The 26275-nt window shown below is 68.4% G+C and carries 24 protein-coding genes; 7 read left to right on the top strand and 17 right to left on the bottom strand.

The window, feature by feature from the left end; translation table 11 throughout:
- Nucleotides 1–80: 80 nt before the first annotated feature.
- The 12 genes from argF to infC all read right to left on the bottom strand — a co-directional run bounded on the left by argF (nucleotide 81) and on the right by infC (nucleotide 11887).
- Entirely contained in the window at nucleotides 81–1028 is a 948-nt protein-coding gene (argF, locus tag P3H15_RS37600; RefSeq protein ID WP_276141907.1) for an ornithine carbamoyltransferase, read from the bottom strand.
- On the bottom strand, nucleotides 1025–2224 hold the full coding sequence (locus P3H15_RS37605) for an acetylornithine transaminase (protein WP_276141908.1): 1200 nt from the start codon (nucleotides 2222–2224) through the stop codon (nucleotides 1025–1027). The genes argF and P3H15_RS37605 overlap by 4 nt, the downstream gene beginning before the upstream one ends.
- A complete protein-coding gene (argB, locus tag P3H15_RS37610) occupies nucleotides 2221–3147 on the bottom strand; it encodes an acetylglutamate kinase (protein ID WP_276141909.1) in 927 nt (308 codons plus the stop codon). The genes P3H15_RS37605 and argB overlap by 4 nt, the downstream gene beginning before the upstream one ends.
- Nucleotides 3144–4388: a bifunctional glutamate N-acetyltransferase/amino-acid acetyltransferase ArgJ gene (gene argJ, locus P3H15_RS37615; RefSeq protein WP_276141910.1), complete on the bottom strand. Its 1245-nt coding sequence runs from the start codon at nucleotides 4386–4388 to the stop codon at nucleotides 3144–3146. Before argJ ends, argB begins: the two co-directional genes overlap by 4 nt.
- Entirely contained in the window at nucleotides 4385–5440 is a 1056-nt protein-coding gene (argC, locus tag P3H15_RS37620) for an N-acetyl-gamma-glutamyl-phosphate reductase (protein WP_276141911.1), read from the bottom strand. The genes argJ and argC overlap by 4 nt, the downstream gene beginning before the upstream one ends.
- 68 nt (nucleotides 5441–5508) lie before the next feature.
- A complete protein-coding gene (locus P3H15_RS37625) occupies nucleotides 5509–5907 on the bottom strand; it encodes a hypothetical protein (protein WP_206012632.1) in 399 nt (132 codons plus the stop codon).
- A 43-nt stretch (nucleotides 5908–5950) separates the two neighbouring features.
- The gene (gene pheT / locus P3H15_RS37630; protein WP_276141912.1) at nucleotides 5951–8437 is read right to left on the bottom strand and encodes a phenylalanine--tRNA ligase subunit beta; all 2487 of its coding nucleotides are present in this window, start codon (nucleotides 8435–8437) and stop codon (nucleotides 5951–5953) included.
- A 67-nt stretch (nucleotides 8438–8504) separates the two neighbouring features.
- Complete coding sequence (pheS, locus tag P3H15_RS37635) at nucleotides 8505–9590, bottom strand: phenylalanine--tRNA ligase subunit alpha (protein ID WP_276141913.1); 1086 nt, start codon at nucleotides 9588–9590, stop codon at nucleotides 8505–8507.
- A 94-nt stretch (nucleotides 9591–9684) separates the two neighbouring features.
- The gene (locus P3H15_RS37640) at nucleotides 9685–10494 is read right to left on the bottom strand and encodes an RNA methyltransferase (protein WP_206012634.1); all 810 of its coding nucleotides are present in this window, start codon (nucleotides 10492–10494) and stop codon (nucleotides 9685–9687) included.
- 38 nt (nucleotides 10495–10532) lie between these two features.
- The gene (gene rplT / locus P3H15_RS37645; protein WP_005247385.1) at nucleotides 10533–10922 is read right to left on the bottom strand and encodes a 50S ribosomal protein L20; all 390 of its coding nucleotides are present in this window, start codon (nucleotides 10920–10922) and stop codon (nucleotides 10533–10535) included.
- Between the two features lie 64 nt (nucleotides 10923–10986).
- Nucleotides 10987–11181 (bottom strand): 50S ribosomal protein L35, encoded by a 195-nt coding sequence (rpmI, locus tag P3H15_RS37650; RefSeq protein ID WP_005247390.1) that lies wholly within the window; start codon nucleotides 11179–11181, stop codon nucleotides 10987–10989.
- 58 nt (nucleotides 11182–11239) lie between these two features.
- Complete coding sequence (infC, locus tag P3H15_RS37655) at nucleotides 11240–11887, bottom strand: translation initiation factor IF-3 (RefSeq protein ID WP_072949281.1); 648 nt, start codon at nucleotides 11885–11887, stop codon at nucleotides 11240–11242.
- A gap of 401 nt (nucleotides 11888–12288) precedes the next feature.
- Between infC and P3H15_RS37660 the strand changes: the two genes are divergently transcribed.
- Together P3H15_RS37660 and P3H15_RS37665 are read left to right on the top strand one after the other, a co-directional pair.
- A complete protein-coding gene (locus tag P3H15_RS37660) occupies nucleotides 12289–12672 on the top strand; it encodes a DUF1844 domain-containing protein (protein ID WP_072949283.1) in 384 nt (127 codons plus the stop codon).
- A 50-nt stretch (nucleotides 12673–12722) separates the two neighbouring features.
- Entirely contained in the window at nucleotides 12723–13136 is a 414-nt protein-coding gene (locus P3H15_RS37665; RefSeq protein WP_072949285.1) for a DUF1801 domain-containing protein, read from the top strand.
- Nucleotides 13137–13142: 6 nt separating this feature from the next.
- On the opposite strand, the gene P3H15_RS37670 is transcribed toward P3H15_RS37665, so the two are convergent.
- On the bottom strand, nucleotides 13143–13844 hold the full coding sequence (locus P3H15_RS37670; protein WP_276141914.1) for a YafY family protein: 702 nt from the start codon (nucleotides 13842–13844) through the stop codon (nucleotides 13143–13145).
- A gap of 120 nt (nucleotides 13845–13964) precedes the next feature.
- Between P3H15_RS37670 and P3H15_RS37675 the strand changes: the two genes are divergently transcribed.
- Nucleotides 13965–14711: an alpha/beta fold hydrolase gene (locus P3H15_RS37675; protein WP_276141915.1), complete on the top strand. Its 747-nt coding sequence runs from the start codon at nucleotides 13965–13967 to the stop codon at nucleotides 14709–14711.
- 6 nt (nucleotides 14712–14717) lie between these two features.
- On the opposite strand, the gene uvrA is transcribed toward P3H15_RS37675, so the two are convergent.
- A complete protein-coding gene (gene uvrA / locus P3H15_RS37680) occupies nucleotides 14718–17711 on the bottom strand; it encodes an excinuclease ABC subunit UvrA (RefSeq protein WP_276141916.1) in 2994 nt (997 codons plus the stop codon).
- A 151-nt stretch (nucleotides 17712–17862) separates the two neighbouring features.
- On the opposite strand from uvrA, the gene P3H15_RS37685 reads away from it, so the two are divergent.
- The 4 genes from P3H15_RS37685 (at nucleotide 17863) to P3H15_RS37700 (ending at nucleotide 22462) form a co-directional block, all read left to right on the top strand.
- Nucleotides 17863–18552: an MBL fold metallo-hydrolase gene (locus tag P3H15_RS37685; protein WP_276141917.1), complete on the top strand. Its 690-nt coding sequence runs from the start codon at nucleotides 17863–17865 to the stop codon at nucleotides 18550–18552.
- Nucleotides 18553–18720: 168 nt separating this feature from the next.
- A complete protein-coding gene (locus P3H15_RS37690; RefSeq protein ID WP_276141918.1) occupies nucleotides 18721–19650 on the top strand; it encodes a DoxX family protein in 930 nt (309 codons plus the stop codon).
- 146 nt (nucleotides 19651–19796) lie between these two features.
- Nucleotides 19797–22079 (top strand): ATP-binding domain-containing protein, encoded by a 2283-nt coding sequence (locus tag P3H15_RS37695; RefSeq protein ID WP_276141919.1) that lies wholly within the window; start codon nucleotides 19797–19799, stop codon nucleotides 22077–22079.
- Nucleotides 22076–22462 (top strand): DUF732 domain-containing protein, encoded by a 387-nt coding sequence (locus tag P3H15_RS37700; protein ID WP_276141920.1) that lies wholly within the window; start codon nucleotides 22076–22078, stop codon nucleotides 22460–22462. The genes P3H15_RS37695 and P3H15_RS37700 overlap by 4 nt, the downstream gene beginning before the upstream one ends.
- 11 nt (nucleotides 22463–22473) lie before the next feature.
- Here P3H15_RS37700 and P3H15_RS37705 read toward each other — a convergent pair whose 3' ends face one another.
- From P3H15_RS37705 to uvrB, 3 genes are all read right to left on the bottom strand, one after another.
- The gene (locus tag P3H15_RS37705; protein ID WP_005247414.1) at nucleotides 22474–22926 is read right to left on the bottom strand and encodes a universal stress protein; all 453 of its coding nucleotides are present in this window, start codon (nucleotides 22924–22926) and stop codon (nucleotides 22474–22476) included.
- Nucleotides 22927–23115: 189 nt separating this feature from the next.
- On the bottom strand, nucleotides 23116–23988 hold the full coding sequence (locus P3H15_RS37710) for a hypothetical protein (protein WP_276141921.1): 873 nt from the start codon (nucleotides 23986–23988) through the stop codon (nucleotides 23116–23118).
- Between the two features lie 46 nt (nucleotides 23989–24034).
- Nucleotides 24035–26197, bottom strand: a complete 2163-nt coding sequence (gene uvrB / locus P3H15_RS37715) for an excinuclease ABC subunit UvrB (protein ID WP_276141922.1) — start codon at nucleotides 26195–26197, stop codon at nucleotides 24035–24037.
- Nucleotides 26198–26275: the final 78 nt, after the last annotated feature.

Consider the following 26275-nt stretch of genomic DNA (forward strand, 5'->3'; position numbering starts at 1 on the left):
TGCCGCACCGGTGCGCTGCGGCGGTGCCGCACCGGTGCGCTGCGGCGGTGCCGCACCGGTGCGCTGCGGCGGTGCCGCATTCACGGACGGTCCCCGGTTCGTTGTGCGAGCAGCCACACCAGCAGTGCCTTCTGCGCGTGGAGGCGGTTCTCCGCCTCGTCCCAGACGACGCTCTGCGGTCCGTCGAGGACGGCGTCGGTGATCTCCTCGCCGCGGTGGGCGGGCAGGCAGTGCAGGACCACCGCGTCGGCGTCGGCCTTCGCGAGCAGCGCCTCGTTGATCTGGAACCGGCGGAACGGTCCGACCCGGTCGAGTCCGTCGTTCTCCTGACCCATCGACGTCCAGGTGTCGGTGACGAGTGCGTCCGCTCCGACGACCGCCGCCTGCGGGTCCTCGGTGAGGGTGATGGTCGCGCCGGTGTCGGCAGCCCGCGCGCGGGCTGCGTCGACCACCCAGGGCAGGGGTGCGAATCCCTCGGGGCTGGCGATGGTCACGTCGACGCCGGCGGTGACGCCGCCCAGCATCAGCGAGTGCGCCATGTTGTTGGCGCCGTCACCGAGGTAGGTGAGCTTCAGACCCTTCAGGGAGCCCTTCCGCTCCGCGAGGGTCTGGAGGTCGGCCAGGACCTGGCACGGGTGGAACTCGTCGGACAGCGCGTTGACGATCGGGACGTCGGCGCCGGACGCCATCGCCTCGAGCCGCTTCTGCCCGAACGTGCGCCACACCACGGCGTCGACGTACCGCGACAGGACGCGGCCGGTGTCCTGCAACGTTTCCTCGCGGCCGAGCTGGGTGCTGCGCCCGTCGACGACGATCGCGTGACCGCCCAGCTGCGCGATGCCCATCTCGAACGAGAACCGGGTGCGGGTGGAGTTCTTCTCGAAGATCACGCCGACCCCGCGGGGGCCCTCGAGCGGACGTTCGGCGAACGGGGCCTTCTTCAGCCTGGCGGCGAGTTCGAGGACCTCGGCCTGCTGTTCGGGGGTGAGGTCGTCGTCCCGGAGAAAGTGTTTCACCACGGTCGTCACTGCTTTCCCGGCTGAGCGGCCGATTGCGCGTTGTCGAGGATCGCAGGCAGCGCCGCGACGAATCCTTCGGCCTGTTCGTCCGTGAGGACGAGGGGCGGAGCGAGCCGGACGACGCCCGGCTGCGCGGCGTTGATCAGGTATCCGGCCTCGCGGGCGGAGTTCTCCACCGCGGGGGCCACGTCCTGGGTGAGGACGATGCCGAGCAGCAGTCCGGCGCCGCGGACGTGGTCGATCAGCGGGTGGCCGAGACCTTCGATGCCTGCCGACAGCGTCTTGCCGAGCGTGTCGGCGCGGGAGATGAGGTCGTCCTCGGCGATGGTCCGCAGCACGGCGAGCGCCGCCGACGCGCAGACGGGGTTCCCGCCGAACGTCGTGCCGTGCTTGCCCGGCCCGAACAGGTCCGCGGTCGCGCCGGTGGCGATGCACGCGCCGATCGGCATCCCGCCACCGAGACCCTTCGCGAGAGTCATGACGTCGGGCACGATCCCGACCGCCTGGTGAGCGTAGAACCAGCCGGTGCGGCCGATCCCGGTCTGCACTTCGTCGAGCACGAGCAGGGCGCCGCGATCGGCGGTGATCTGCCGCGCACCTGCGAGGTATCCCTCCGGCGGAACGACGACTCCGCCCTCGCCCATCATCGGCTCCAGGAACACGGCTGCGGTGTCGGCGTCGACGGCCTTGTCGAGTGCGTCGAGGTCGCCGTACGGCACGTGCACGACACCCGGAGGCATCGGCTCGAACGGCGTGCGCTTGGCGGCCTGCCCGGTGAGCGCGAGAGCGCCCATCGTCCGGCCGTGGAAGGAGTTCTCCGCCGCGATGATCTTCGATCGTCCCGTGGCCCGCGCGAGCTTGAACGCGGCCTCGTTGGCCTCGGTCCCGGAGTTGCAGAAGAACACGCGCCCGGGTGCGCCCAGATGGGAGAGCAGCTTCTCGGCCAGTTCGATCGCCGGCTCGCTGGCGTACAGGTTCGACACGTGCCCGAGGGTCGACAACTGCGTCGTGACTGCCTCGATGATCGCCGGGTGTGCGTGCCCGAGGATGTTGACGGCGATGCCGGCGAGGAAGTCGACGTACTCCTTGCCGTCGGCGTCGGTGAGCACCGCGCCCTGACCGCGCGTGAGTGCCACCCGGGGGACGCCGTACGTGTTCATCAGGGCGCCGGACCAGCGCTGCTGGAGTTCCGGGGTTCCGGTCATGGGGCAACTCCCTCGGTAGGTGAAGTCGGGGCGGGCGTGACCATCGTGCCGATGCCCTCGCCGGTGAACAGTTCGAGCAGAACGGAATGCGCGAGGCGGCCGTCGATGACGTGCGCGCTGGGTACCCCGCCGCGGACCGCGCGCAGGCAGGCCTCCATCTTGGGCACCATGCCGGCGTCGAGACTCGGCAGCAGTTGCGCGAGCGCGTCCACGTCGATCTCGGTGGCCAGCGAATCGCGGTCCGGCCAGTTCGTGTACAGCCCTTCGACATCCGTGAGGACCACGAGCTTTTCGGCGCCGATGGCCTCGGCGAGCGCGGCGGCAGCGGTGTCCGCGTTGATGTTGTGCACCACACCGTCCGAGTCGGGGGCGATGGTGGACACCACGGGAATTCGGCCCGCGCGGATGAGGTCGAGAACGGCCTCCGGATTCACGGTCGTGACGTCGCCGACGAGTCCGATGTCCGTCGGCCTGCCCTCGACCATCACGGTGCGCTTGGTGGCGGTGAACAGATGTGCGTCCTCGCCGGAGATCCCGACGGCGTACGGTCCGTGGGCGTTGATCAGCCCGACCAGTTCGCGGCCGACCTGACCGAACAGCACCATCCGGACGACGTCCATCACCTCGGGGGTGGTGACACGGAAGCCGCCCTTGAATTCCCCTGTCATGCCGAGCTTTCCGAGCATGGCATTGATCTGGGGGCCGCCGCCGTGCACGACGACCGGCTGAATTCCGACCGTCCGCAGGAACGCCATGTCGGCGGCGAACGCCGTCTTCAGCGCGTCGTCGACCATCGCGTTGCCGCCGTACTTCACGACGACGACCTTGTCGCGGAACTGCTGCAGCCACGGCAGCGCCTCCGCCAGGACGTGTGCCTTCTGGTGATCGGTGATGCCGGTGAGCGCTTCGCTGGCCGCTGTCATGACGAATACGCCGAGTTCTCTTCGACATAGGCGTGCGAGAGGTCGGTGGTCCGGATGGTCACCGCGTGCTCGCCCAGACCCAGGTCGATGTCGAGGGCGATGTCGATGTCGCTCAGGTCCACGTCCCGCGCACCCGGGGCGCCGACGCCGTCGATGCAGACGGGGGCGCCGTTGAACGACACCGAGATCTTGTCGGGGTCCAGTTCGATCGGCGCGATGCCGATCGCGGCGAGGACCCGGCCCCAGTTGGGGTCGGAACCGAACAGCGCCGTCTTGACGAGGCTGTCCCGCGCCACCGTCCGGGCCCCGATCAGCGCGTCGTGCTCGCTGACCGCGCCGCTGACGGTGACCCGCACCCGCTTGGTGACGCCCTCCGCGTCGGCCATCATCTGATCGGCCAGATCGTCGCAGACGGCCGTCACGGCCGCGTTCAGTTCGTCCTGGGTGGGTGTCACGTTGCTCGCACCGGACGCGAGCAGCAGCACGGTGTCGTTGGTCGAGGTGGCACCGTCGACGTCCAGTCGGTCGAACGTCAGCCGGGTGGCGGCCCGCAGCGCGGCGTCGAGTTGAGCGGCGGTCGCGACGGCGTCTGTCGTCACCACGCACAGCATCGTCGCCAGCGCCGGCGCCAGCATGCCGGCGCCTTTCGCCATCCCGCCGACGTTCCACTTGCCCGCATGATGCAGAGCGGCCTGCTTCGGCACCGTGTCGGTGGTCATGATCGCGTACGCGGCGTCGGTGCCACCCGAGATTCCGCCTGCGAGTTCGTGGACGGCCTCCGTGACGCCGGTCAGGACCTTGTCCATGGGCAGGCGGTCGCCGATCAGACCGGTCGAGCACACCGCGACCTCGACGGCACCGGTCTCGGTGCCCCAGTTGCTCAGCGCCGACGCCACTTCCTCGGCCGTCTTGTGCGCGTCCTGGAATCCGCCCGCACCCGTGCACGCGTTGGCACCACCCGAATTGAGCACGACGGCGCGCAGCCGGCCCGTGGTGAGCACCTGCTGCGACCACAGCACGGGGGCGGCTTTCACCTTGTTCGCGGTGAAGACGCCCGCCGCCGCGAGTTCCGGCCCCTCGTTGAGGACGAGGGCCAGGTCGGCGTTGCCGCTCGCCTTGATACCCGCCTTGATCCCGGACGCGCGGAAGCCCGCGGGCCCCGACACCCCCTGGCTGCGGACCAGGGTGCCGCCGGCGACTTCCCGGGTCGGGTGCGGATCGATCGTGCTGTCACTGCTCACGGGGCAACTCCCACTGTCGAGAGACCGGCGGTCTCGGGTAGTCCAAGCGCAAGATTCATCGATTGCACCGCTCCCCCGGCGGTGCCCTTCGCAAGGTTGTCGATCACGGCGATCACGACGATCTGGCCGGCGTCGGCGTCGACCGTCACCGCGATCTGGACCGCGTTCGATCCGACGACCGCCCCGGTCTGCGGCAGCACGCCCTGGGGCAGCACGTGCACGAACGGCTCGTCCGCGTAAGCCTTTTCGTAGATCGCGCGCACCTCGTCCTCGGTCGCCGCGGTAACCGCGGTGCAGGTGGCGAGGATGCCGCGCGGCATGGGCGCCAGCACGGGGGTGAACGACACGGTGACACGCTCACCGGCGAGTTCGGAGAGATTCTGGATGATCTCCGGAGTGTGGCGGTGCACGCCGCCGACGCCGTACGCGCGGACCGAACCCATCACCTCGGAGCCGAGCAGATCGGCCTTGGGGGCACGTCCCGCGCCGGACGCGCCGGTCACCGCGACGATCGTGACCCGCGGTTCGACGACGCCCGCCGCGACCGCGGGAGCCATCGCCAGGCTCGACACCGTCGGGAAGCACCCGGGGACGGCGATGCGGGTGGCGCCCGCCAACTTCTCGCGGGCACCGGGGAGTTCCGGAAGTCCGTACGGCCAGCTACCTGCGTGCGGGCTCTTGTAGTACCGCTCCCAGTCCTCGGCGTTCGTCAGCCGGAAGTCCGCGCCGCAGTCGATGATGACCGTGGACTCGGGCAGGTCCTTCGCGTACTGCGCCGAATTGCCGTGCGGCAGACCGAGGAACACCACGTCGTGGCCGGAGAGCGTGTCGACGGTGGTGTCTTCCAGTACTCGGTCGGCGAGGGGAAGCAGGTGCGGATGGTGCGAGCCCAGGGTCGAGCCGGCGTTGCCGCCGGCGGTGAGCGCGCCGATGACGAGCGAACCGTCCGCGTACGACGGGTGCCCCAGCAGCAGACGCAGCACTTCGCCACCGGCGTATCCGCTCGCGCCGGCGACGGCAATCCTGATCGGTTTTCCCGCGTGCTCAGTCATACGATTGATTATGCATCATCATGCAAGCTAATACACAACGTGGTCTTCCGGCGGGACGGAAACCGCGGTCACTGCTTGCCGAGCGACCGCCGGATCTCGTCGAGCTTGGCCTTACCCGCCTTCTCCCGCTTCTCCCACGCATCCTCCAGCGATTGCCCCGACGGGCTGTCGTGCGCGAGTTCCGAGGAGCCCATCGCCGTGCCGAACCGTCCCTCGATCCGCTCACGTACGCGGTCGAACGTCGGGACACCTCCCGGGGTGTAGTCCGGCTCCGGCACACCCGGTACGACGTGGGGCACGACCTCCGCGGTCACCGGATCCTCGGCCGGAATCGCCGCACCCACGTCCACGGCCGCGAGAAGCGCGCCGAGACCCGGACGTCCGGCGGCCACCGCGCGCACCACCTCGAGGAACTCGGCGTCGGTCAACTGACTGGCCGCCGCCACGACGTCGCGCACCTCGGTCATCGCCTGCTCCTCACCGTCCCGGGCCCTCCACCCAGGCTACGGGTCAGCTGCGCAGTTCGGCACCCACCGCAGCGGACGCCGCTGCGACCGCGGCGTCGCGAGCGGCGCTCGCCTCGTCCTCGGTCAGAGTGCGGTCGGTGCCCCGGAATCGCAGCGCGAACGCCAGCGACTTCCGACCCTCCCCGACCTGCTCACCCTCGAACACGTCGAACAACCGGATGTCCTCGAGGAGTTCCCCGCCACCCGACCGCAGGGCCGCCTGGACCTCGGCGGCGGGCACCGCGGTGTCGACGACGACCGCCACGTCCTGAAGGACGGCGGGGAACGGCGAGACCTTCGGCGCGGGCAGATTCTCCACCAACGGCAGGGCACTCAGATCGATCTCCACGGCACTCGTCCGCGGGGGAAGCCCGGCGCGCTCGAGCACCGCGGGGTGCAACTCGCCCGCGTGTCCGACGACTACGCCGTTCACGAGAAGTTCCGCACCCCGGCCCGGGTGCCACGGCAGGTACTGCGTCGCGCGGAACTCCAGCTCGACACCGGCCGCGGCGGCCACCGTGCGGGCTGCGGCGAACGCGTCGGTGGCGTCGGCTGCGCGTCCCGCGCCCCACGGACCACTCGGCTCACGCTGCCCGGTGAGCACCGCCGCCACGTGCACCGGCTGATCCGGCAGCGACTGCAGCAGCGCCGTGATCTGCTCGTCGGTCGGACGACGGTCCACCGGCAGCGCCGCGACCGGCTTCGTGTCCGCGCCGGGCAGCACGACCTGCGCGATGCCGAACAGCGACAGGTCGCGCTGACCGCGGGAGACGTTGCGGGCGAGGACCTCGAGCAGTCCGGGCAGCAACGTCGTGGCCAGTTCCGGCCGATCCGACTCGAGCGGATTGAGCACCCGGCCGGTGTTCCTGCGCGGATCCTCCGGGTCCAGCCCCCACGTGTCGAAGACTGCGGTCGGCAGGAAGACGGGGGGAAGGATCTCGACGTACCCCGAGAACGCCAGGGCGCGGCCGACGGCTCGCTTGCGGCGCTGCGTCGGCGTCAACCCGCGACCTGCGGGGGCCGCGGGCAGCACCGACGGAATCTTCTCGAGACCCTCGAGGCGCAGCACTTCCTCGACCAGGTCGGCGGGCTGCATCAGGTCGGGCCGCCACGACGGCGGGGCCGCGACGAGCTGGCCGTGCCCGCTGTCGCTGACGCCGACCTCGACGTTGCAGCCGATCTGCGTCAGGCGGCGTGCCGCGGTGCCGGTGGGGTAGTCGACGCCCGCCACGCGGTCGGGGAGGTCGATGTCCATGTGGATGGGCTGGTGCGGGGTGACCTCGCCGATGTCGGTGAGCGCCGACTCGACCCGTCCGCCGGCGATGTCGACGAGCAGTGCGGCAGCGCGGTCCAGTGCCGCGACGGGGATCTCGGGATCGACGACGCGTTCGAAACGCTTGCCCGCCTCGCTCGTCAGCTTGTGCCTGCGCGCGGTCTTGAACACCGCGAGCGGATCCCACGTGGCCGCCTCGAGCAGGATGTCGGTGGTTCCGGGTCCGACCTCGGTGGACGCACCACCCATGATGCCTGCCAGCGACAGGACCCCCGAATCGTCGGCGATCACGACGTCCTCGGGATCGAGGACGCGCTCGGTCTCGTCGAGAGTCGTCAGCTTCTCCCCCGCCACCGCGCGGCGCACGACGAGCTCGCCGCTGATCTTCGCGGCGTCGAACGCGTGCAGCGGCTGGCCCAGTTCGAGCAGAACGTAGTTGGTGACATCGACGGCCGGCGAGATCGGCCGGACACCCGACAGCAGCAACCGGCGCTGCAGCCACCACGGACTGACCGCATTCGGATCGATACCCGTCACCCGGCGGGCGGCGAAGCGGGTCGCCTTCGACTCGGGTTCGACGCGGATCGGCCACGCCTCCCCGTCCGCCGGAGACGGCGGCACCGCGGCGGGGTCGGCGAAGTCCAGGTCGAACCCGCACGCCAGTTCACGGGTGAGCCCGCGGACGGAGAAGCAGTAGCCGCGGTCCGGGGTGATGTTGAGTTCGATGACAGTGTCGTGCAGACCCATCAACTCGTTGGCGTCCGCGCCCGGGAGCGCGGTGCCCGGCTCGAGGACGAGGATGCCCGAGTGGTCCTTGCCGATGCCCAGTTCGGCCACCGAGCAGATCATCCCGTCGGAGACCTGCCCGTACGTCTTGCGGGACGCGATGGCGAAACCACCGGGAAGGACCGCGCCCGGGAGCGCGACCACCACGAGGTCGCCTTCGGCGAAGTTCCGGGCGCCGCACACGATGCCCTGAGGCTCGGCCGCTCCCACATCCACCTTGCAGAAGCGGATCGGCTTCTTGAATTCGGTGAGCTCGGTGATCTCGAGAACCTTGCCGACCACGAGGGGGCCGTCGACGGGCTCGAGCCGGTCGACTTCCTCGACCTCGAGCCCGACCCGGACGAAACCTGCGTCGAGTTCCTCGGCGGTGACGTCCCAGCCCGGGGTGGCACGCTGCAGGATCTCGGTCAGCCAGGATTGCGCTACTCGCACGTCTGCTCAGCTCTCTCGTTCGTAAAAATGTCGTGACTGTGGTGGACGGGATCCGGGTGACGCGGGGTCAGCCCTGGACACCGAAGGGCAGCGTGAACCGCACGTCGCCCTCGACGATGTCGCGCATGTCCGGGATCCCGTTCCGGAACTGGAGTGTGCGCTCGAGCCCCATGCCGAACGCGAACCCGGTGTACACGTCGGGGTCGATTCCGCAGGCGCGCAGCACATTCGGGTTGACCATTCCGCAGCCGCCCCATTCGACCCAGCCCGCGCCGCCCTTCTTGTTCGGGAACCACACGTCCACCTCGGCGGACGGTTCCGTGAACGGGAAGTAGTTCGGGCGCATCCGGGTGCGGGTCTCGGGACCGAACAGTGCGCGGGCGAACGCGTCGAGCGTGCCGCGCAGATGCGCCATGGTGAGGCCCTTGTCGACCGCGAGCCCCTCCACCTGGGAGAAGACGGGGGTGTGTGTCGCGTCGAGTTCGTCGGTGCGGAACGTCCGCCCGGGGCACACCACGTAGATCGGCACCTCGCGCGAGAGCATCGTGCGCACCTGCACCGGCGACGTGTGCGTGCGGAGCACCTGTCGCGAACCCTCCGGTGCGATGTGGAACGTGTCCTGCATCGTCCGCGCGGGGTGATCGGGCAGGAAGTTCAGGGCATCGAAGTTGAAGTGCTCGGTCTCCACCTCCGGCCCCTCGGCGACCTCCCAGCCCATGGCCACGAACACGTCCTCGACCTGCTCGGAGATGATGCTGATCGGGTGGCGGGCGCCCACCGGCTGACGCTGCGACGGCAGCGTCACGTCGATGGCCTCGGCCACGAGAACGGCGGCGTCGCGCTCGGCGAGCAGCACGGCGCGGCGCTCGTCGAACGCCGCACTGATCCGAGTGCGGGCGACGTTCACGCGCTTGCCCGCGTCGGCCTTCTCCTTGCCCGGAAGGGCTCCCAGTCCGCGGCGGGCGAGGGCGATCGGCGACTTGTCGCCCATGTGCTCGACCTTGGCCTTCGCCAGGTCGTCGAGATCCGCCACCGACGCGAACGCCTTCTCGGCGCTCTCCGCCGCCGCGGTCAGGGCGTCCTCGGTGAGCGCACTCGCATCGACCGCGCCGCCTTCGACCCCCGTGGAGGCAGCGCCCTCTTTTTTAGCCACGACCGGTGCCACTCCTTACGTTCTTTCAGTCAACACTCACGACGAAACCGAAACAGCTCGCCGTCAAATCCTATGCGATCCGATTTTCGCCGTTTCAGCTGTCGGTTCGCTTGCGGTTCTGGACCCGCGCGCTCGAATACAGGCAGATCGACGCCGCCGTCGCCAGGTTGAGGCTCTCGGCGCGACCGTGGATCGGGATCCGCACCCGGTGGTCCGCTCGCGCCGCGGTGGGCGCGTCGAGGCCATGGGCCTCGTTGCCGAACAACCACGCCGTGGGGCGGGCCAGGAGTTCGTCGGCGTCGTCCAGATCGACTTCGCCGTCCGCCGCCGTGGCGAGCAACTGGATGCCCGCGGCGCTGATGCTGTCGAGAACCGCGGCCGTGTCCCGTTCACGCACCACCGGAAGGTGGAAGAGACTTCCGGCGGATGCCCGGACACATTTTCCGTTGTGCGGGTCGACGCTGTCGCCCGCGAGAATCGCCGCGTCCGCACCCACCGCGTCCGCGACGCGGATGACGGTGCCCGCGTTGCCCGGCTCCGCGACCGCGACGGGAACCGCGAGAAGGCGGGTTCCGGGACCCATCGCCTCGGCCAGCGGAACGTCGAGGAGATCGCACACCGCGACGAGCCCCGGCGGGGTCACCGTGTCGCTGAGCGCGCGAACCGCCCGATCCGTCACCAGCGACGTGCGGACACCCACGGCGTGCGCCCGGTCGATCAGCGTCGAGTACCGCTGCTCGGCGTCCGCGGTGTAGAAGAGGTCGTGCACCGGGTGGGTGGCGAGCGCCTCGCCGACGGAGTTCTCCCCCTCCACCAGGAAGCGCCCGACCTTGCGTCGTTCCGCGGTGCGCAGCAGCTTCACAGCAGAAACGACCCGTGGGGTTCGCTCGGTGAGCGGGTCCACGGGTCGTTTCCGAGGCTCGAAAGGCCCGGGTGCGAGACTCAGGCTGCTTCTCCGGCCGGAGCGTTCACGTCAGCCGGAAGGGCTGCCTTGGCGAGGGCCACGAGGCCGGCGAATGCCGCGGCGTCGGACACTGCCAGCTCGGCGAGGTTCTTGCGGTCGACCTCGATCTCGGCCAGACGCAGACCCTGGATCAGGCGGTTGTACGTGATGTCGTTCGCCCGTGCAGCGGCGTTGATACGCGTGATCCACAGCTTGCGGAAGTCGCCCTTGCGCGCACGGCGGTCACGGTAGGCGTAGGTCAGCGAGTGGAGCTGCTGTTCCTTGGCCTTGCGGTACAGGCGCGAGCGCTGTCCGCGGTAGCCGCTGGAGGCTTCGAGAATCGAACGACGCTTCTTCTGGGCGTTTACCGCCCTCTTTACGCGTGCCACTGAAAAATCCTGTCAATCTTGGGGCGGTGAGCTGCCCCGGGTGGTCAGTAAAAGGGGTGTCGACTCAGATGTCGAGCAGGCGCTTGATGCGAGGAGTGTCAGCCTTGCTGACGACAGCCACGCCATCGAGGCGACGGGTCACCTTGGTGGCCTTGTGCTCGAGCAGGTGGCGGCGACCGGCCTTCTGGCGCAGGATCTTTCCGCTGCCGGACACCTTGAATCGCTTCGCGGTGCCGCTGTGGGTCTTCGACTTGGGCATGGAGTCCTCAGTTCTTTAGTATCCGGACGGTGATCCGGGTCGTGCTGGTGTAGTCGGACTAGCTGGTCGGCGCTTCGCCGGGCGTAGTGCCGCCCGCCTGCTCCGCAGGTGTCGCCGGAGCCTGTGCCGGTGCGGGAGTTGCCCGCTGCGCCGGCGGCGCGGCGGCGCTCTCCTGCGCCTTGACACGGGTCTTCGCGCCCTTGTGCGGAGCGAGCACCATCGTCATGTTTCGACCGTCCTGCTTGGCGGACGTCTCCACGAACCCGAGATCCGCGACGTCTGCACCGAGACGCTGCAGCAGCCGGAAACCGAGCTCCGGACGCGACTGCTCACGTCCGCGGAACATGATCGTGACCTTGACCTTGGATCCGGCCTCGAGGAAGCGCACGACGTTGCGCTTCTTCGTCTCGTAGTCGTGATCGTCGATCTTGGGGCGGAGCTTCTGCTCCTTGATGACCGTGAGCTGCTGGTTCTTGCGCGACTCACGAGCCTTCTGCGCGGCCTCGTACTTGAACTTGCCGTAGTCCATGATCTTGCAGACCGGCGGGCGAGCGTCGGGGGCCACCTCGACCAGGTCGAGATCGGCCTCGAGGGCCAAGCGGAGTGCATCTTCAACACGCACGATGCCAACCTGTTCACCTCCGGGTCCGACGAGGCGGACCTCGGGAACTCGGATGCGATCGTTGATGCGGGTCTCAGTGCTGATGGGGCCTCCTAGGTTGAACGGTCTTGTCTCGAGACCGCCAGCAGCCCGTACGCCCGGATTCCCAACAAAAAAGCCCCGCTGCGGTGAATGACTCTCACCATGCGGGGCCCGATGTCGACCGATCAGACGAACTCACGGCTCACGCCGATCCCTCATCTCCTCGCACTGGAGGAACTCGAGCCGAGTAACCTCGGACCGAGCGACCGGACCACTGAGCTGCAGTTTTACCTGCCGCGCAGAGGTGGGAGTCGGACTCCACTTGCTGCCCCCGACAAATCCGAAGGCGGTCGTTGCACCAAGGGTAACATTTGCGCACGTCGCGAGCTAATCGATGCCGGGACGTTGCGTCCCACGGCCACCTGGCCGCCATGTCATCGGCCGCTGGTGGAATCCTCTAGGGCATGACGGACAACATCGATGACACCCCGAACGACGGCACCGTGAGCGGCGGTGACCAGAATACCGACGTCCGGGAACTGGCCGACGTTCCCTCGGTCGAGGTCATCAGCCGGGCCGCGGTCATGCTCATGAGTTCGGCAGCCGAGAAACTCGGCCTGTCCGACGCCGACCCCGATTCCAGCCCCCACCGCGACCTCGACGAGGCCCGACGAGTCATCACGGCCCTCGCCGGCCTGGTGACCGCGTCCATCGAGTACCTCGGACCGCACGCGGGGCCGATCCGCGAAGGCCTGCAGGCACTGCAGCGCGCGTTCCGCGAAGCGTCTTCGCACCCGGACGAGCCCGGCAAGGGTCCGGGTGAGAAGTACACCGGACCGGTGTACTGAGAGACGGCAGGCACCGGGATGACGGGGCACTGAGATGGCGGGGTACTGACATGGCGGGCCGCAACAAGACCGAGCAGACTTCGGCCGGCGTCGACGAGTTTCTCGCCACGGTCGTCGACCCGGTGAAGCGCGCCGACAGCGCACGACTGGTGGAACTGCTCACCGCCGCGACGGGAGAACCCGCCGCGATGTGGGGAACCAGCATCGTCGGATTCGGCTCCCGCCACTACCGGTATGCCAGCGGCCACGAGGGCGACACCGCCCTGATCGGATTCTCGCCGCGGGCGGCGGCACTCACCCTGTATCTGTCCCTCGACTTCACCGAGCACGAGGCCGAACTCGCCGCGCTCGGCAAGCACAAGGTCGGCAAGGGCTGCCTCTACGTCAAGAAACTCGCCGACGTCGACGAGTCGGTTCTCGTCTCGCTCGTGAACCGATCCGTGGCGGCCGCCCGCGCGCTCTGATCGCCCTCACCGGTCGAACACGGTGCGCGCGTCGGCAGGCGGTTCGCCGAAGAGACCCGGATCGCGCGGGACGAACGACCGGCCGGTGAGGGTGGCGTCGGAGACCCGGTCCAACCGGAACCAGCGCACACCCGCCCGGCTCAGGCACCACGCGACGAGGAACCACGACCCCCTCGTGTGCGCGAGAAGGTGCGGTTCGACGACCCGCTCGGTGCGGCCGCCGTCCCGGTCGACGTACCGCAGGGACACCATCAGTTCGCGCTGCACACCGTCTTCGACGACGCGTCGGATGCGGGGTTCCGCACTTCCTCCGGCGGCCTCTCGCCGAATCCACACCTTCGCGCCGAGTTGCTCCACCCGCTCCCTCGACTCCGCGTCCATCACGTCGAGCAGCTTGGCGAGCGCGGCCCGCCCGTCGGTCGCGAACGGCGCATCACGGAAGGCCGTGAGGGCGAGAGCGACCGAGACCGCCTGAGCGGGAGTGAAATTTACCGGCGGCAACGTGCCGTTCCCCATGATCCCGTATCCCCCACCCGGTCCGGCAGTGGCCCGGATCGGGGCGCCCGAGGACTGCAGTACGGCGATGTCCCGCTTGATCGTGCGGGCCGTCACCTCGAATTGCGCCGCCAACTGCTCCGCCGTCCGGCCCCGGTCACCCGCGCGGCGCAGTTCTTCCGTCAGGGCGTGGAGGCGTGCGGGGCGGTCCATGAGTGCAGTCTGCCGAACGTCCACGACAATGTCCCGATTCTCGTCGGACCGATTCCGTTATGCGACTGTGACGAATACGGTGACACGCTGATGTCACCGTTGCGGGTTCACTCTTGTCTCATGACTCGGACAAGCGAAGTACACGGCAGCACAGGCACTCACATCATTCTGGTCCCCGGATTCTGGCTCGGTGCCTGGGCCTGGGAGGCAGTGGAATCCGACCTGACCCGACAGGGGCATCACGTCACCGCGGTGACGTTGCCGGGACTCGACTCCACCGGCAGCGACCGCACCGGCGTCCGGCTGAACGACCACGTCGCCGCGATCACGGAGGCCATCACGGACACACCGTCGCCCGAGCGAGTGGTGCTCGTGGCGCACAGCGGCGCGGGGCCGGTTGCGTATGCGGCGAGCGATCGGGTGCCCGACCGACTCGCCCACATCGTCTACGTCGACTCGGGACCATTGCAGAGCGGTACCGCGCTGCGCGACGATCTCGACCCGGCGGTCGCCGAGATTCCGTTGCCGTCGTGGTCCGAACTCGAGGCCGAAGGCAGCAGTCTCGACGGACTCGACGACGACACGCTCGACACGTTCCGAAACCGGGCGGTGCCCATGCCCGCCGGACCGGCGAGGGACGCGGTCGAACTCACCGACAGCAGGCGGCTGGACGTGCCGACCACGGTGATCTGCACCAGTTTCCCGTCGGAGGTCATCCAGCAGATGGCCGCAGCGGGTCATCCGATGGCGGCCGAACTCGCGCAGATCGCGAAGGTCGACTACGTCGATCTGCCGACGGGACACTGGCCGATGTGGTCGCGGCCCGCTGACCTCGCGACCGCGATCGACGCGGCCGCGAGAGTCTGACCGGATTCAGCTGACTGCTGCGGCCTTCTTCGGCGCCCGCTTACGCGGTGTCGCCGTGGTGGCCGCGGCAGTCTTCTTCGCCGACGCGGACTTCCGCGTCGGTGAGGACTTGACTGCCTTCGATTTCGCCGGAACGGGTGCCGGCACCGCGAGGGCATTCTCGAGGAACCGTCCCGTGTAACTCTCCGGAACCTGCGCCACGTCCTCCGGGGTGCCTTGCGCGACGACGGTTCCGCCACCGGACCCACCTTCGGGCCCCATGTCGACCACCCAGTCGGACGTCTTGATCACATCGAGGTTGTGCTCGATCACGATCACCGTGTTGCCCTTGTCGACCAACCCGTTGACGACCCCGAGCAGCTTCCGGATGTCCTCGAAGTGCAGACCCGTCGTGGGCTCGTCGAGGATGTACACCGTGCGGCCCGTCGAACGTTTCTGCAGTTCGGCGGCGAGCTTCACGCGCTGCGCCTCACCACCGGACAGCGTGGGCGCGGGCTGACCGAGCCGCACGTACCCGAGACCGACCTCGACGAGGGTCTTGAGGTAGCGGTGGATCGACGTGATGGGCTCGAAGAATTCCGCGGCCTCCTCGATCGGCATGTCCAGGACCTCGGCGATGGTCTTGCCCTTGTAATGGACCTCGAGCGTCTCGCGGTTGTACCGGGCACCGTGGCAGACCTCGCACGGCACGTACACGTCGGGCAGGAAGTTCATCTCGATCTTCAGCGTGCCGTCGCCGGAGCAGGCCTCGCACCGGCCGCCCTTGACGTTGAACGAGAACCGGCCGGGCTGGTAGCCGCGCACCTTCGACTCGGTGGTGGCGGCGAACAGGGTACGGATCTTGTCGAACACCCCGGTGTAGGTGGCCGCGTTGGACCGCGGGGTGCGGCCGATCGGCGACTGGTCGACCTGCACGAGCTTGTCCAACTGGTCGAGCCCGTTGATGCGGGTGTGCCTGCCGGGCACCTGACGCGCGCCGTTGAGCTTGTTCGCCATGACCGTCGCGAGGATGTCGTTGACGAGCGTCGACTTACCGGACCCGGACACGCCGGTGACCGACGTGAGCACGCCCAGAGGGAAGCTGACGTCGATGCCGCCGAGGTTGTGTTCGCGCGCGCCGACGACCGTGACCTGACGCTTGCGATCGACGGGACGGCGGATCGCGGGAATCTCGATGTGGCTGCGGCCCGACAGGTAGGCGCCGGTGAGGGATTCCTCGCAGTCGAGCAGTTCCTGGTAGGGCCCGCTGTGGACGACCTTGCCGCCGTGCTCGCCGGCGAGCGGTCCGATGTCGACCACCCAGTCGGACGTGCGGATGGTGTCTTCGTCGTGTTCGACCACGATCAGCGTGTTCCCGAGGTCGCGCAGGCGCGTCAGGGTCTCGATGAGACGCCGGTTGTCGCGCTGGTGCAGACCGATCGACGGCTCGTCGAGCACGTACAGCACGCCGACCAGACCCGAGCCGATCTGGGTGGCGAGACGGATGCGCTGCGCCTCGCCACCGGACAGGGTGCCGGCGGCGCGGGCGAGGGAGAGGTACTCGAGGCCGACGTCGAGGAGGAAGCCGAGGCGGGCCTGGACCTCCTTGAGCACCTGACCGGCGATGGCCTCCTCGCGGCTGCCCAGTGTGAGGCTGTTCAGGAAGTCGGCGCAATCGGAGATCGACAGTTCACAGACCTCGGCGATCGACTTCATCCCGAACTTCTCGTTCGCGATCGTGACCGACAGGATCTCGGGGCGCAGGCGCGCACCACCGCACGCGGGGCAGGGGGTGTCCCGCATGTAGCCGTCGTAGCGTTCCTTCATCTGGTCGGACTCGGTCTGCTCGAGCCTGCGGTGCAGGAACGGCATGACGCCCTCGAACTCGGCGTAGTAGGACCGGGTACGCCCGTACCGGTTCTTGTAGCGGACGTGGACCTGCTCCTCACTACCCTCGAGGATCGCCCGGCGCGCCTTCGCCGGGAGCTTGTTCCACGGCGTCTTCATGTCGAAGCCGAGAATGTCGCCGAGGCCGGACAGCAGCCGACCGAAGTATTCGGAACTCTGCCCCATCGACCACGGCGCGATGGCCCCGTCCTCGAGCGACAACTCGGGGTCGGGGACGACGAGGTCCGGGTCGACCTCCTTGCGGATTCCGAGACCGGTGCACTCCGGGCAGGCACCGTACGGGGAGTTGAAGGAGAACGACCGGGGCTCGAGGTCGTCGATGGACAGCGCGTGGCCGTTGGGGCACGCGAGCTTCTCCGAGAACCGTCGCTCCCGGTCGGCGGCGTTCTCCTCGCGGTCGACGAAGTCGAGGACGACGATGCCCTCCGCCAGTCGCAGCGCGGTCTCGACGGAATCGGTGAGCCGCTGCTTGGAACCGGCCTTGACGGTGAGGCGGTCGACGACCACCTCGATGTCGTGCTTCTCCTGCTTCTTGAGCTTGGGCGGCTCGGACAGCGGATACACCACGCCGTCGACACGCACACGTGAGTAGCCCTGCATGTTGAGCTGGTCGAACAGGTCGACGAATTCACCCTTGCGGGTACGCACGACGGGGGCGAGCACCTGGAAGCGAGTGCCTTCCTCCATCTCCAGAACCTGGTCGACGATCTGCTGCGGCGTCTGCCGCGCAATCTGCTCCCCACAGACCGGGCAGTGTGCGGTGCCGGCCCGGGCATAGAGCAGACGGAGGTAGTCGTAGACCTCGGTGATGGTGCCGACCGTCGACCGTGGGTTCCGGTTGGTCGACTTCTGGTCGATGGACACCGCGGGCGACAGGCCTTCGATGAAGTCGACGTCGGGCTTGTCCATCTGACCAAGGAACTGGCGCGCGTACGCCGACAGCGACTCGACGTAGCGTCGCTGGCCCTCGGCGAAGATCGTGTCGAACGCCAGACTCGACTTGCCCGAGCCCGACAACCCGGTGAACACGATCAGGCTGTCGCGGGGCAGATCGAGATCGACCCCTCGCAGATTGTGCTCACGGGCACCCCGCACGATAAGGCGATCCGCCACTCCAAGTCCCTTCATTGTTCGACAGCCGAGGACGCGCGTGGACGCTCAGCCCTCTGGCCGTGCCATGGTAAGCCGGGGCACCGACACGTTCTGGGGGACGGATGGCCGCCCTGCCACTCACCTGCCTGTATTCGACGGTAGCCTCCCCATCATGACCGAGCAGCCCATGGTGATAGAAGACTCGTACACCGGCCACGTCTCCCCCGGTTCGGCGCCGCAGCGCCGCACGGTTCCGGGAGCCACGATCACGAAGATGTCCGTCGGCCCCATGGACAACAACGTGTACCTGGTCGTCTGTTCCGCAACCGGAAAATCCGTCCTCATCGACGCCGCCAACGAGGCGGACCGCGTCAATCAACTGATCGGCGAACACGCGCCGTCGCTCGACCTGATCGTCACCACGCACCAGCACGGCGACCACTGGCTGGCGCTCGAGGACGTCGCGGCGGCCACCCGCGTGGACACCGCCGCGCATCCACTCGACGCCGACGCACTGCCCGTCCGGCCCGACCGCCTCCTCGAGGACGGCGACACCGTCACCGTCGGCGAGGTCGCCCTCGACGTGATTCACCTCGCCGGCCACACCCCCGGCTCCGTCGCGCTCGCACTCACCGAAGCAGGCGGCGGACGCACCCACCTGTTCACCGGCGACTCCCTCTTCCCCGGCGGCGTCGGGAAGACCGCCGACGCGGGCAAGTTCGCATCACTGCTCACCGACGTCGAAACCAAGCTCTTCGGCCGCTACGGCGACGACACCGTCGTCTACCCCGGCCACGGTGACGACACCACCCTCGGCGCCGAGCGCCCCCACCTCGGGGAGTGGCGCGAACGCGGCTGGTGACCGCATCCGATCGCCGATCGCGCACCGCACGGTCCGCGATTGGCGATCGGCCTCCCTGGGTACTGGTGAATGGGCGGACCGTCGGTTCGGCAACACAGTCGTACGCCGACGACTGCCCAGAACTCTCGTTAGTGTGAGACGGGAGAACTCGAGATTGGGAGGCCAGGAATGCTCGTCCGTCGTATCGCTCGCCCACTGCTGTCCGCGATCTTCATCAGCGGAGGGATCGATGCACTTCGAAATCCGGCGCAGAAAGCACAGGCCGCCGCACCACTGATCGACAAGTCCACCGAGGCGCTTCCCGGGTCCGTCACGCAGAAGATCCCGTCCGACCCGGAGACGTTGGTCAAGATCAACGCCGCCGTGCAGATCGGCGGCGGAGTGCTCCTCGCCACGGGGAAGGCACCGCGCCTCGCGTCACTCGCGCTCGCAGGCAGCCTCGTGCCCACTACCGTTGTGGGGCACGACTTCTGGAACGAGACCGACACCGCGAAGAAGGCGGCTCAGCGCACTCAGTTCCTCAAGAACGTGAGCCTGCTCGGCGGACTGCTCATCGCCGCCGTCGACACCGAGGGCAAGCCCTCACTGGGCTGGCGTGGACGCCGCGCCGCCCGGCACGCACAGGAGACCGTGGCCGCGGCCCTGCCCCTCGGCTCCGGTCACGACCATCACGGCCCCGAGATCGGAGAGGCCCTGGCCGCGGCGTCGGAGCGCGCCCGCATCCTGTCCGGTGAGGCCGCCGAGCGTGGGTCCGGCCTCCTCGAGGTCGCGAAAGACCGTGGCACCGAACTCGCGAAGGTCGCGGCGGATCGCGGCGCCGAATGGGCGGAGGTCGCAAAGGAACACGGCGCGGAATGGGCGGAGGTCGCGAAAGAACACGGCGCCGAGTGGGCGGACGTCGCCCGCGAACGCGGCGCAGAACTCGTCGAGGCGGCGAAGGAGCACGGCCCGGAACTGGCCGAGGTCGCCCGCGAGAAGGGCGGCGAATGGGCAGGCACCGCCGCAGAACGCAGTGAGGTGCTGAGCAAGCGGGCCCGCAAGCGAGCGGAAACCGCACTCGAGAAGGCCAGGGCGAAGCGGGACGAACTGTCCCACTGACCCGGCCCGCGCCGGATATTCGATCTGATCGGCCCCGGAGATCGCCGCTGACCTGCGAAGTCAGCGACACACCTCCGGGGCCGACTAGACTGTCCAGGCACTTTTGCAGCCGATCCGGTTGCAGCCGAACCAGTCAAGGAGACCTCTTGCCCGACGAGGACACGTCACGCGACGAGCGCGAGCTCGAGCAGCAGTACGTGACGATGCTCTACACCCGACTGGACGGCCTTCGCCAGTACGCGGCGAACCGGCTGAGCCGTGTACTGCTCGAAACCGGCGGCACCCCGCAGGCGCGGAGCGAGCGCGAGTCCTTCAATCAGCTCTACACCGAAGACCTCGCCAAGTACGACGCCGCCGAGAACGGACTGTGCTTCGGCCGGATCGACCTCGACGGCGAGCACCGCTACGTCGGCCGCCTCGGCATCCTCGACGAGGAGAACGACTACGAGACGATGCTCCTCGATTGGCGTGCGCCCCTTGCCCGCCCGTTCTATCTCGCGACCCCGGCCGCCCCGGACGGCGTCACCCGCCGGCGGCACATCCGCACGCGGAGCCGCCGAGTGACCGCAGTCAACGACGAGTACCTGGACCTGGCGGCCGCGGAGGCCGCGGGCACGGTCACCGGTTCGGACGGCGTCGCGGGTGAGAGCGCGCTGCTCGCGGCGTTGAACGCTGCCCGCACGGGCCAGATGAACGACATCGTCGAGACGATCCAGGGCGAGCAGGACGCCATCATCCGGTCGGAGCACAAGAGCGTGCTCGTGGTCCAGGGCGGTCCCGGAACCGGCAAGACCGCGGTCGCTCTGCACCGCGCCGCCTACCTGCTTTACACGTATCGCCAGCAGCTCGCGAAGGCCGGCGTCCTCATCATCGGCCCCAACGCCACGTTCCTCGACTACATCGGCCAGGTGCTGCCGTCGCTCGGCGAGACCGGTGTGCTGCTCTCCACCATCGGCGACCTCTACCCCGGTGTCCGCGCCACCGTCGAGGACAGCCTCGACGCCGGCGAGATCAAGGGCTCGCTCGACATGCTGGACGTTCTCAAGAAGGCGGTCCGGGATCGGCAGGAAGTGCCGTCGCGGCCCGTGGAGCTGACGTTCGACACCTACCGGATCACTCTCGACCGCAAGGTCGTCACCCGCGCTCGTGGCCGGGCGCGGTCGTCCAGACGCCCGCACAACCTGGCCCGTCCCGTCTTCGTCTCCTCGGTCATCGAGGCGCTCGCGCAGCAACTCGCGGACACCCTCGGCGCCAACGTCGTCGACGGCGGGAACCTGCTGAGCCGGGACGACATCGCCGACATGCGCGACGAGATGCGTGAGGACCCGGACATCATGACGGCGATCAGCGCGCTGTGGCCGGAATTGTCACCGCAGCAGGTCCTCGCCGAGCTGTACGCCTCACCGAAGCGGCTGGCCGATGCCGCCCCGAACCTGACCGAGGCGCAACGCGACTCGCTGCGCCGCCCCGGAATGCGCGGCTTCAGCGCCGCCGACGCCCCGCTCCTCGACGAACTGGCGGAACTCCTCGGCGTCGACGACGCCGCCGAACGGGAACGCGCCCGTCGCCAGTGGCGGGCACAGATCGCGGACGCCCAGGGCGCCCTGGACATCCTGACCGGTTCGGCGCCGCAGGATCTCGAGGACGAGCTGGACCCGGAAATCCTGATGGCGTACGACCTGATCGACGCCAGCCAGCTCGCTGAACGCCACGACGTCGGGCAGCACCAGACCACCGCGGAGCGCGCCGCCGGCGACCGAACGTGGACCTACGGTCACGTAATCGTCGACGAGGCGCAGGAACTCTCGGAGATGGCCTGGCGAATGCTGATGCGGCGCATACCGAATCGCTGGATGACGCTGGTCGGCGACACCGCGCAGACCGGCGACCCGGCGGGAACGTCGTCGTGGCAGCGGATCCTCGAACCGTACGTCGCCAAGCGGTGGAAGCTGACGGAACTGACCGTCAACTACCGCACACCGGCGGAGATCATGACGTCGGCCCGGCGGGTTCTCGCCGAGATCGACGCCGAGCAGACCGTGCCGCGGTCGGTGCGCGAATCCGGTTTCGCACCGTGGGCCCTGGAAGTGTCCGAGGCCGAACTGGCAGACACCGTGCGCACCTGCGTGTCCCGGGAAACCGGACCGGGCACCACCGTGGTGATCGGCGGCCACGACCTGGTCGCCGCGCTCGCCGACCTGAGGTCGGACACCGTCAGCGTCCTCACGGTGCGTGACGTCAAGGGATTGGAATTCGACTCGGTGCTCATCGCCGAGCCTCAGGACATTCTCGACGAGTCGCCACGGGGAATGAACGACCTCTACGTCGCCCTGACCCGTGCGACGCAACGACTCGGTGTGGTGCACACGAAGACGTTGCCCGCGGTGCTGTCCGAACTCGGCCCGGCAGAGGTCGGGATCCTGTCGTGACCGCGGGCGGTCGCGGTCGGCTGATCGGGTGTGGTCTCGCCCTCACCACGTTTGCGCTGACCGCGTGCTCGGAGGCCACCGCCTCCGACCCACCGCCCACCGCCTCGGCGGCATCCACCACCGCCGCATCACACCTGGATGCCCGTGGCCTGCGCTACAAGGAATCGCTGGTCGCGGCCGGGATTCCGGCGCCTCCCGACGACACGGTCCTGGCGCTCGCCAACGGGATCTGCGGTCAGCTGTCCGAGGGGACCGACGAGGCGACGATTCTCGCGCATCTGAGGCCGATGGCGCAGTTCGCCTCGGCGACGTCGGATTCCGGTCTTACCACCGAACAGGTGGCGCAGGTGTATCTCGATGCCGCCGAGGCGAATTACTGCTGATCGGTCCGGTGTCAGCGCACCGTGTGGACGATGAGGACGTCGGATGTCGACTTGCGTGCGGCATCGGACGGAACCGACCCGAGGAGCCGCCCGGTCAGGGTGTTGAGTCCACGGTTGCCGATCACCAGGAGGCCGGCCTCGACCTCGTCGACCAGGTTCAGCAGCGACTCGACGGGGGCACCGACGACGGCGCGTTCGACGACCTCCTTGGCGCCGGCGGCGTGGGCGCGCTCCTTCGCGGTGCGCAGGATCTCGTATGTCGGGGCCGAACCGGTGATCTGGTAGGCCTCGTCACCGAGCGCGTCGGCGGCCTGCCCGACGTCCTTGGGATCGGCCGGGTAGTACGCGCAGGCGATGATCAGCTTGGCACCGGCGTCCCCCGCGATGGCGGCAGCCTTCTCGACGGCCAGAAACGACGACTCGGAGCCATCGGTTCCGACGACAACGGTCCGGTAGGCGCTCATTCATTCCTCCATGTCTGCGGTGGTCAATTGGCCGGGGTCCGGACACACCTCGTGCCTGGGACCCAGCAGCCACTGCGCTGACCCTAGCCGTCCCGGTGCCCTCGTAGGTGCATTTGCAACACATGCCACAGGGGATATCCCCGGTGCATGACGGATCACATTTTCCGTGCGCCCGGGCTGTGATCGGTGTCAGCGGGACACGGCGACCTTGGGACCGAACACGCCGGCCGGGAACACTCCCGCCGCGACGATCGCGTCACGCCACGGGGTCGCGAGTTCGACGAGCCGGGCCGCCCCGTCCTCCCCCAGTGCCGCCCACGGAGCCAGCGCGAGATCGTCGGTGAGATCCTCGACCAGTTCCCGCAGTTCCTTACCTTCGGCGGTGAGTTCGCCCCGGGCGTCCAGGATTTCCCGGTCACGCAGACTGTCGGACGCGGAGTCCCACTGCTCCTGGGTCCAGGCGCGGCGGGTGATCGCGAACTTCTTCTGGAACCCGTACCCGGTCGCGGTGTGGGTGATCAGCGATTCGAGTCCGCTCAGACCCGCCGTCTGCAGCGCGGCGATGTGACCGTCGCCGCGGTACTCCCGCAGCACGGTGAGGGCATGCCAGAACGCGACGTGCGGTGAGTCCGGCCACTCCACTTCCGTGTAGCCCGCGCAGAGCGGCCTGCCCTCGACACCCGGGATACCCCGCGCCGCGATCGACGCCAGTTCGGCCGCCTCGGCCATCTCCGGTGACGTCGTCACCGATTCACCGAGCAGTCGCACATACGCCTCGCCGACCGCCCGGTACCGGGCCTCGACGATCGCCGCGGGCGTGGCCAGACCCCAGGCACGCGGAATGATCGACGCGACCGCGGCGGGGCTGAAGTTGAAGAACGTCGCCGTGACAACGCCGGCACCGACCGCGCCCATCGGCGCGGCACGTCCGGCGAAGTAGCTCATCCGACCCGGTTCCAACCCCGCCTCGACCAGCCGTTCCTCGACCTCGGGAACGAAATAGCTGAGCGAATGAAGCAATTCCAGGGACCGGGCGGTGCGACCTGCGTTGTGTGCATCCATATGTGCGACCGTACTGCTGTGCGACCGTACGGCCTCGGCGCCCTCGCTATTTCAGGCCCGCGGCATCCATGCCGCGCAACTCCTTCTTCAGATCGGCGATCTCGTCGCGCAGCCGCCCGGCGAGTTCGAACTGCAGATCACGGGCGGCGTTCATCATCTGATCGGTCAATTCCTTGACCAGGTCGGCCAACTCCGCCCTGGGCATCGACTTCGTGTCGCGGCCCTCGTACACGCCGGCGCTGACCGAGCGTCCGGCCTCGCCCTGCGCACGACGCCCGCGGGTGGCGTTGCGTCCGGAACCGCCGACGTCGACGCCGCTGGCCGTATCGTCGGCTTCCTCGTAGACCTGGTCGAGGATGTCGGCGATCTTCTTCCGCAGCGGCTGCGGATCGACGCCCATCTTCTCGTTGTAGGCGATCTGCTTCTCACGGCGCCGCTCGGTCTCCTCGATGGCGTGCTGCATCGAGTCGGTGATCTTGTCGGCGTACATGTGCACCTGACCGGAGACGTTACGAGCCGCCCGGCCGATCGTCTGGATGAGGCTGGTCGAACTCCGCAGGAAGCCTTCCTTGTCGGCGTCCAGGATGGCCACCAACGAGACCTCGGGCAGGTCGAGGCCCTCACGCAGCAGGTTGATACCCACCAGAACGTCGTACTCCCCCAGCCGCAGCTGCCGGAGCAGCTCGACGCGCCGCAACGTGTCGATGTCCGAGTGCAGGTACCGCACCCGGATACCGAGCTCGAGGAGGTAGTCGGTGAGGTCTTCCGCCATCTTCTTCGTCAACGTGGTTACGAGGACGCGCTCGTCGCGGTCCGCGCGTTCGCGGATCTCGTGCACCAGGTCGTCGATCTGCCCCTTGGTCGGTTTGACGACCACCTCGGGGTCGACGAGACCGGTCGGGCGGATGACCTGCTCGACGAACTCGCCACCGGCCTGCCCCAGCTCGTACTTGCCCGGCGTCGCCGACAGGTACACCGTCTGCCCGATGCGCTGGGTGAACTCCTCCCACGTCAGCGGGCGGTTGTCGGTGGCCGACGGCAACCGGAACCCGAATTCGACGAGGTTCCGCTTGCGCGACATGTCGCCCTCGTACATCGCACCGATCTGCGGGACCGTCACGTGCGACTCGTCGATGACGAGGAGGAAATCCTCCGGGAAGTAGTCGATCAGCGTGGCGGGCGCCGTGCCCGGTCCACGACCGTCGATGTGCCGCGAGTAGTTCTCGATGCCGGAGCAGAACCCGACCTGCTTGATCATCTCGAGGTCGTACTGGGTGCGCATCCGGAGCCGCTGCGCCTCCAGCAGCTTGCCCTTGTTCTCGAGGTCGGCGAGCCGCTCCTCGAGCTCGGCCTCGATGTCCTTGACGGCGCGTTCCATCCGCTCCGGACCCGCGACATAGTGCGTCGCCGGGAAGATGCGCACCGAATCGACCTTCCGCACGACGTCCCCGGTAAGCGGGTGCAGATAGTACAGCGCCTCGATCTCGTCGCCGAAGAACTCGATCCGCACCGCCAGTTCCTCGTACGAGGGAATGATCTCGACCGTGTCACCGCGCACCCGGAAGGATCCGCGGGTGAACGCCAGGTCGTTACGGGTGTACTGCACGTCGACGAGCAGCCTCAGGAGGGCGTCGCGTGGAACCTCCACACCGACCTCGAGCTGCACCGAGCGGTCGAGATACGACTGCGGGGTGCCGAGGCCGTAGATGCAGGACACGGACGCCACCACGACCACGTCCCGCCGCGACAGCAGGCTCGACGTCGCGGAGTGCCGCAGACGCTCGACGTCGTCGTTGATCGACGAATCCTTCTCGATGTAGGTGTCGGTCTGCGCGATGTACGCCTCGGGCTGGTAGTAGTCGTAGTACGAGACGAAGTACTCGACGGAGTTGTTGGGCAGCATGTCGCGCAACTCGTTGGCCAACTGCGCGGCGAGCGTCTTGTTGGGCGCCATCACCAACGTGGGTCGCTGCACCTTCTCGATCAGCCACGCCGTGGTCGCCGATTTACCGGTGCCGGTGGCGCCGAGCAGGACCACGTCCTTCTCACCCGCGTTGATCCGCCGTTCCAGATCCGCGATCGCGGTCGGCTGGTCGCCGGCCGGTTTGTGGTCGCTGACGACCTCGAAACGCGCCTCCGACCGCTCGATCTCCCCGATGGGACGGAACTCGGAATGTGCCACCACGGGGTGCTCGGATGCAAACGCCATGCAACCAGGGTAGGCCGGGGGGCCGACAAACTTCCCGGGCGATCTCCGTCGGCTGAAAAATCCCGGTAGGTTCGCTGC

The sequence above is a fragment of the Rhodococcus sp. T2V genome (genome assembly GCF_029269925.1).
GTDB lineage: Bacteria > Actinomycetota > Actinomycetes > Mycobacteriales > Mycobacteriaceae > Rhodococcus_F > Rhodococcus_F koreensis.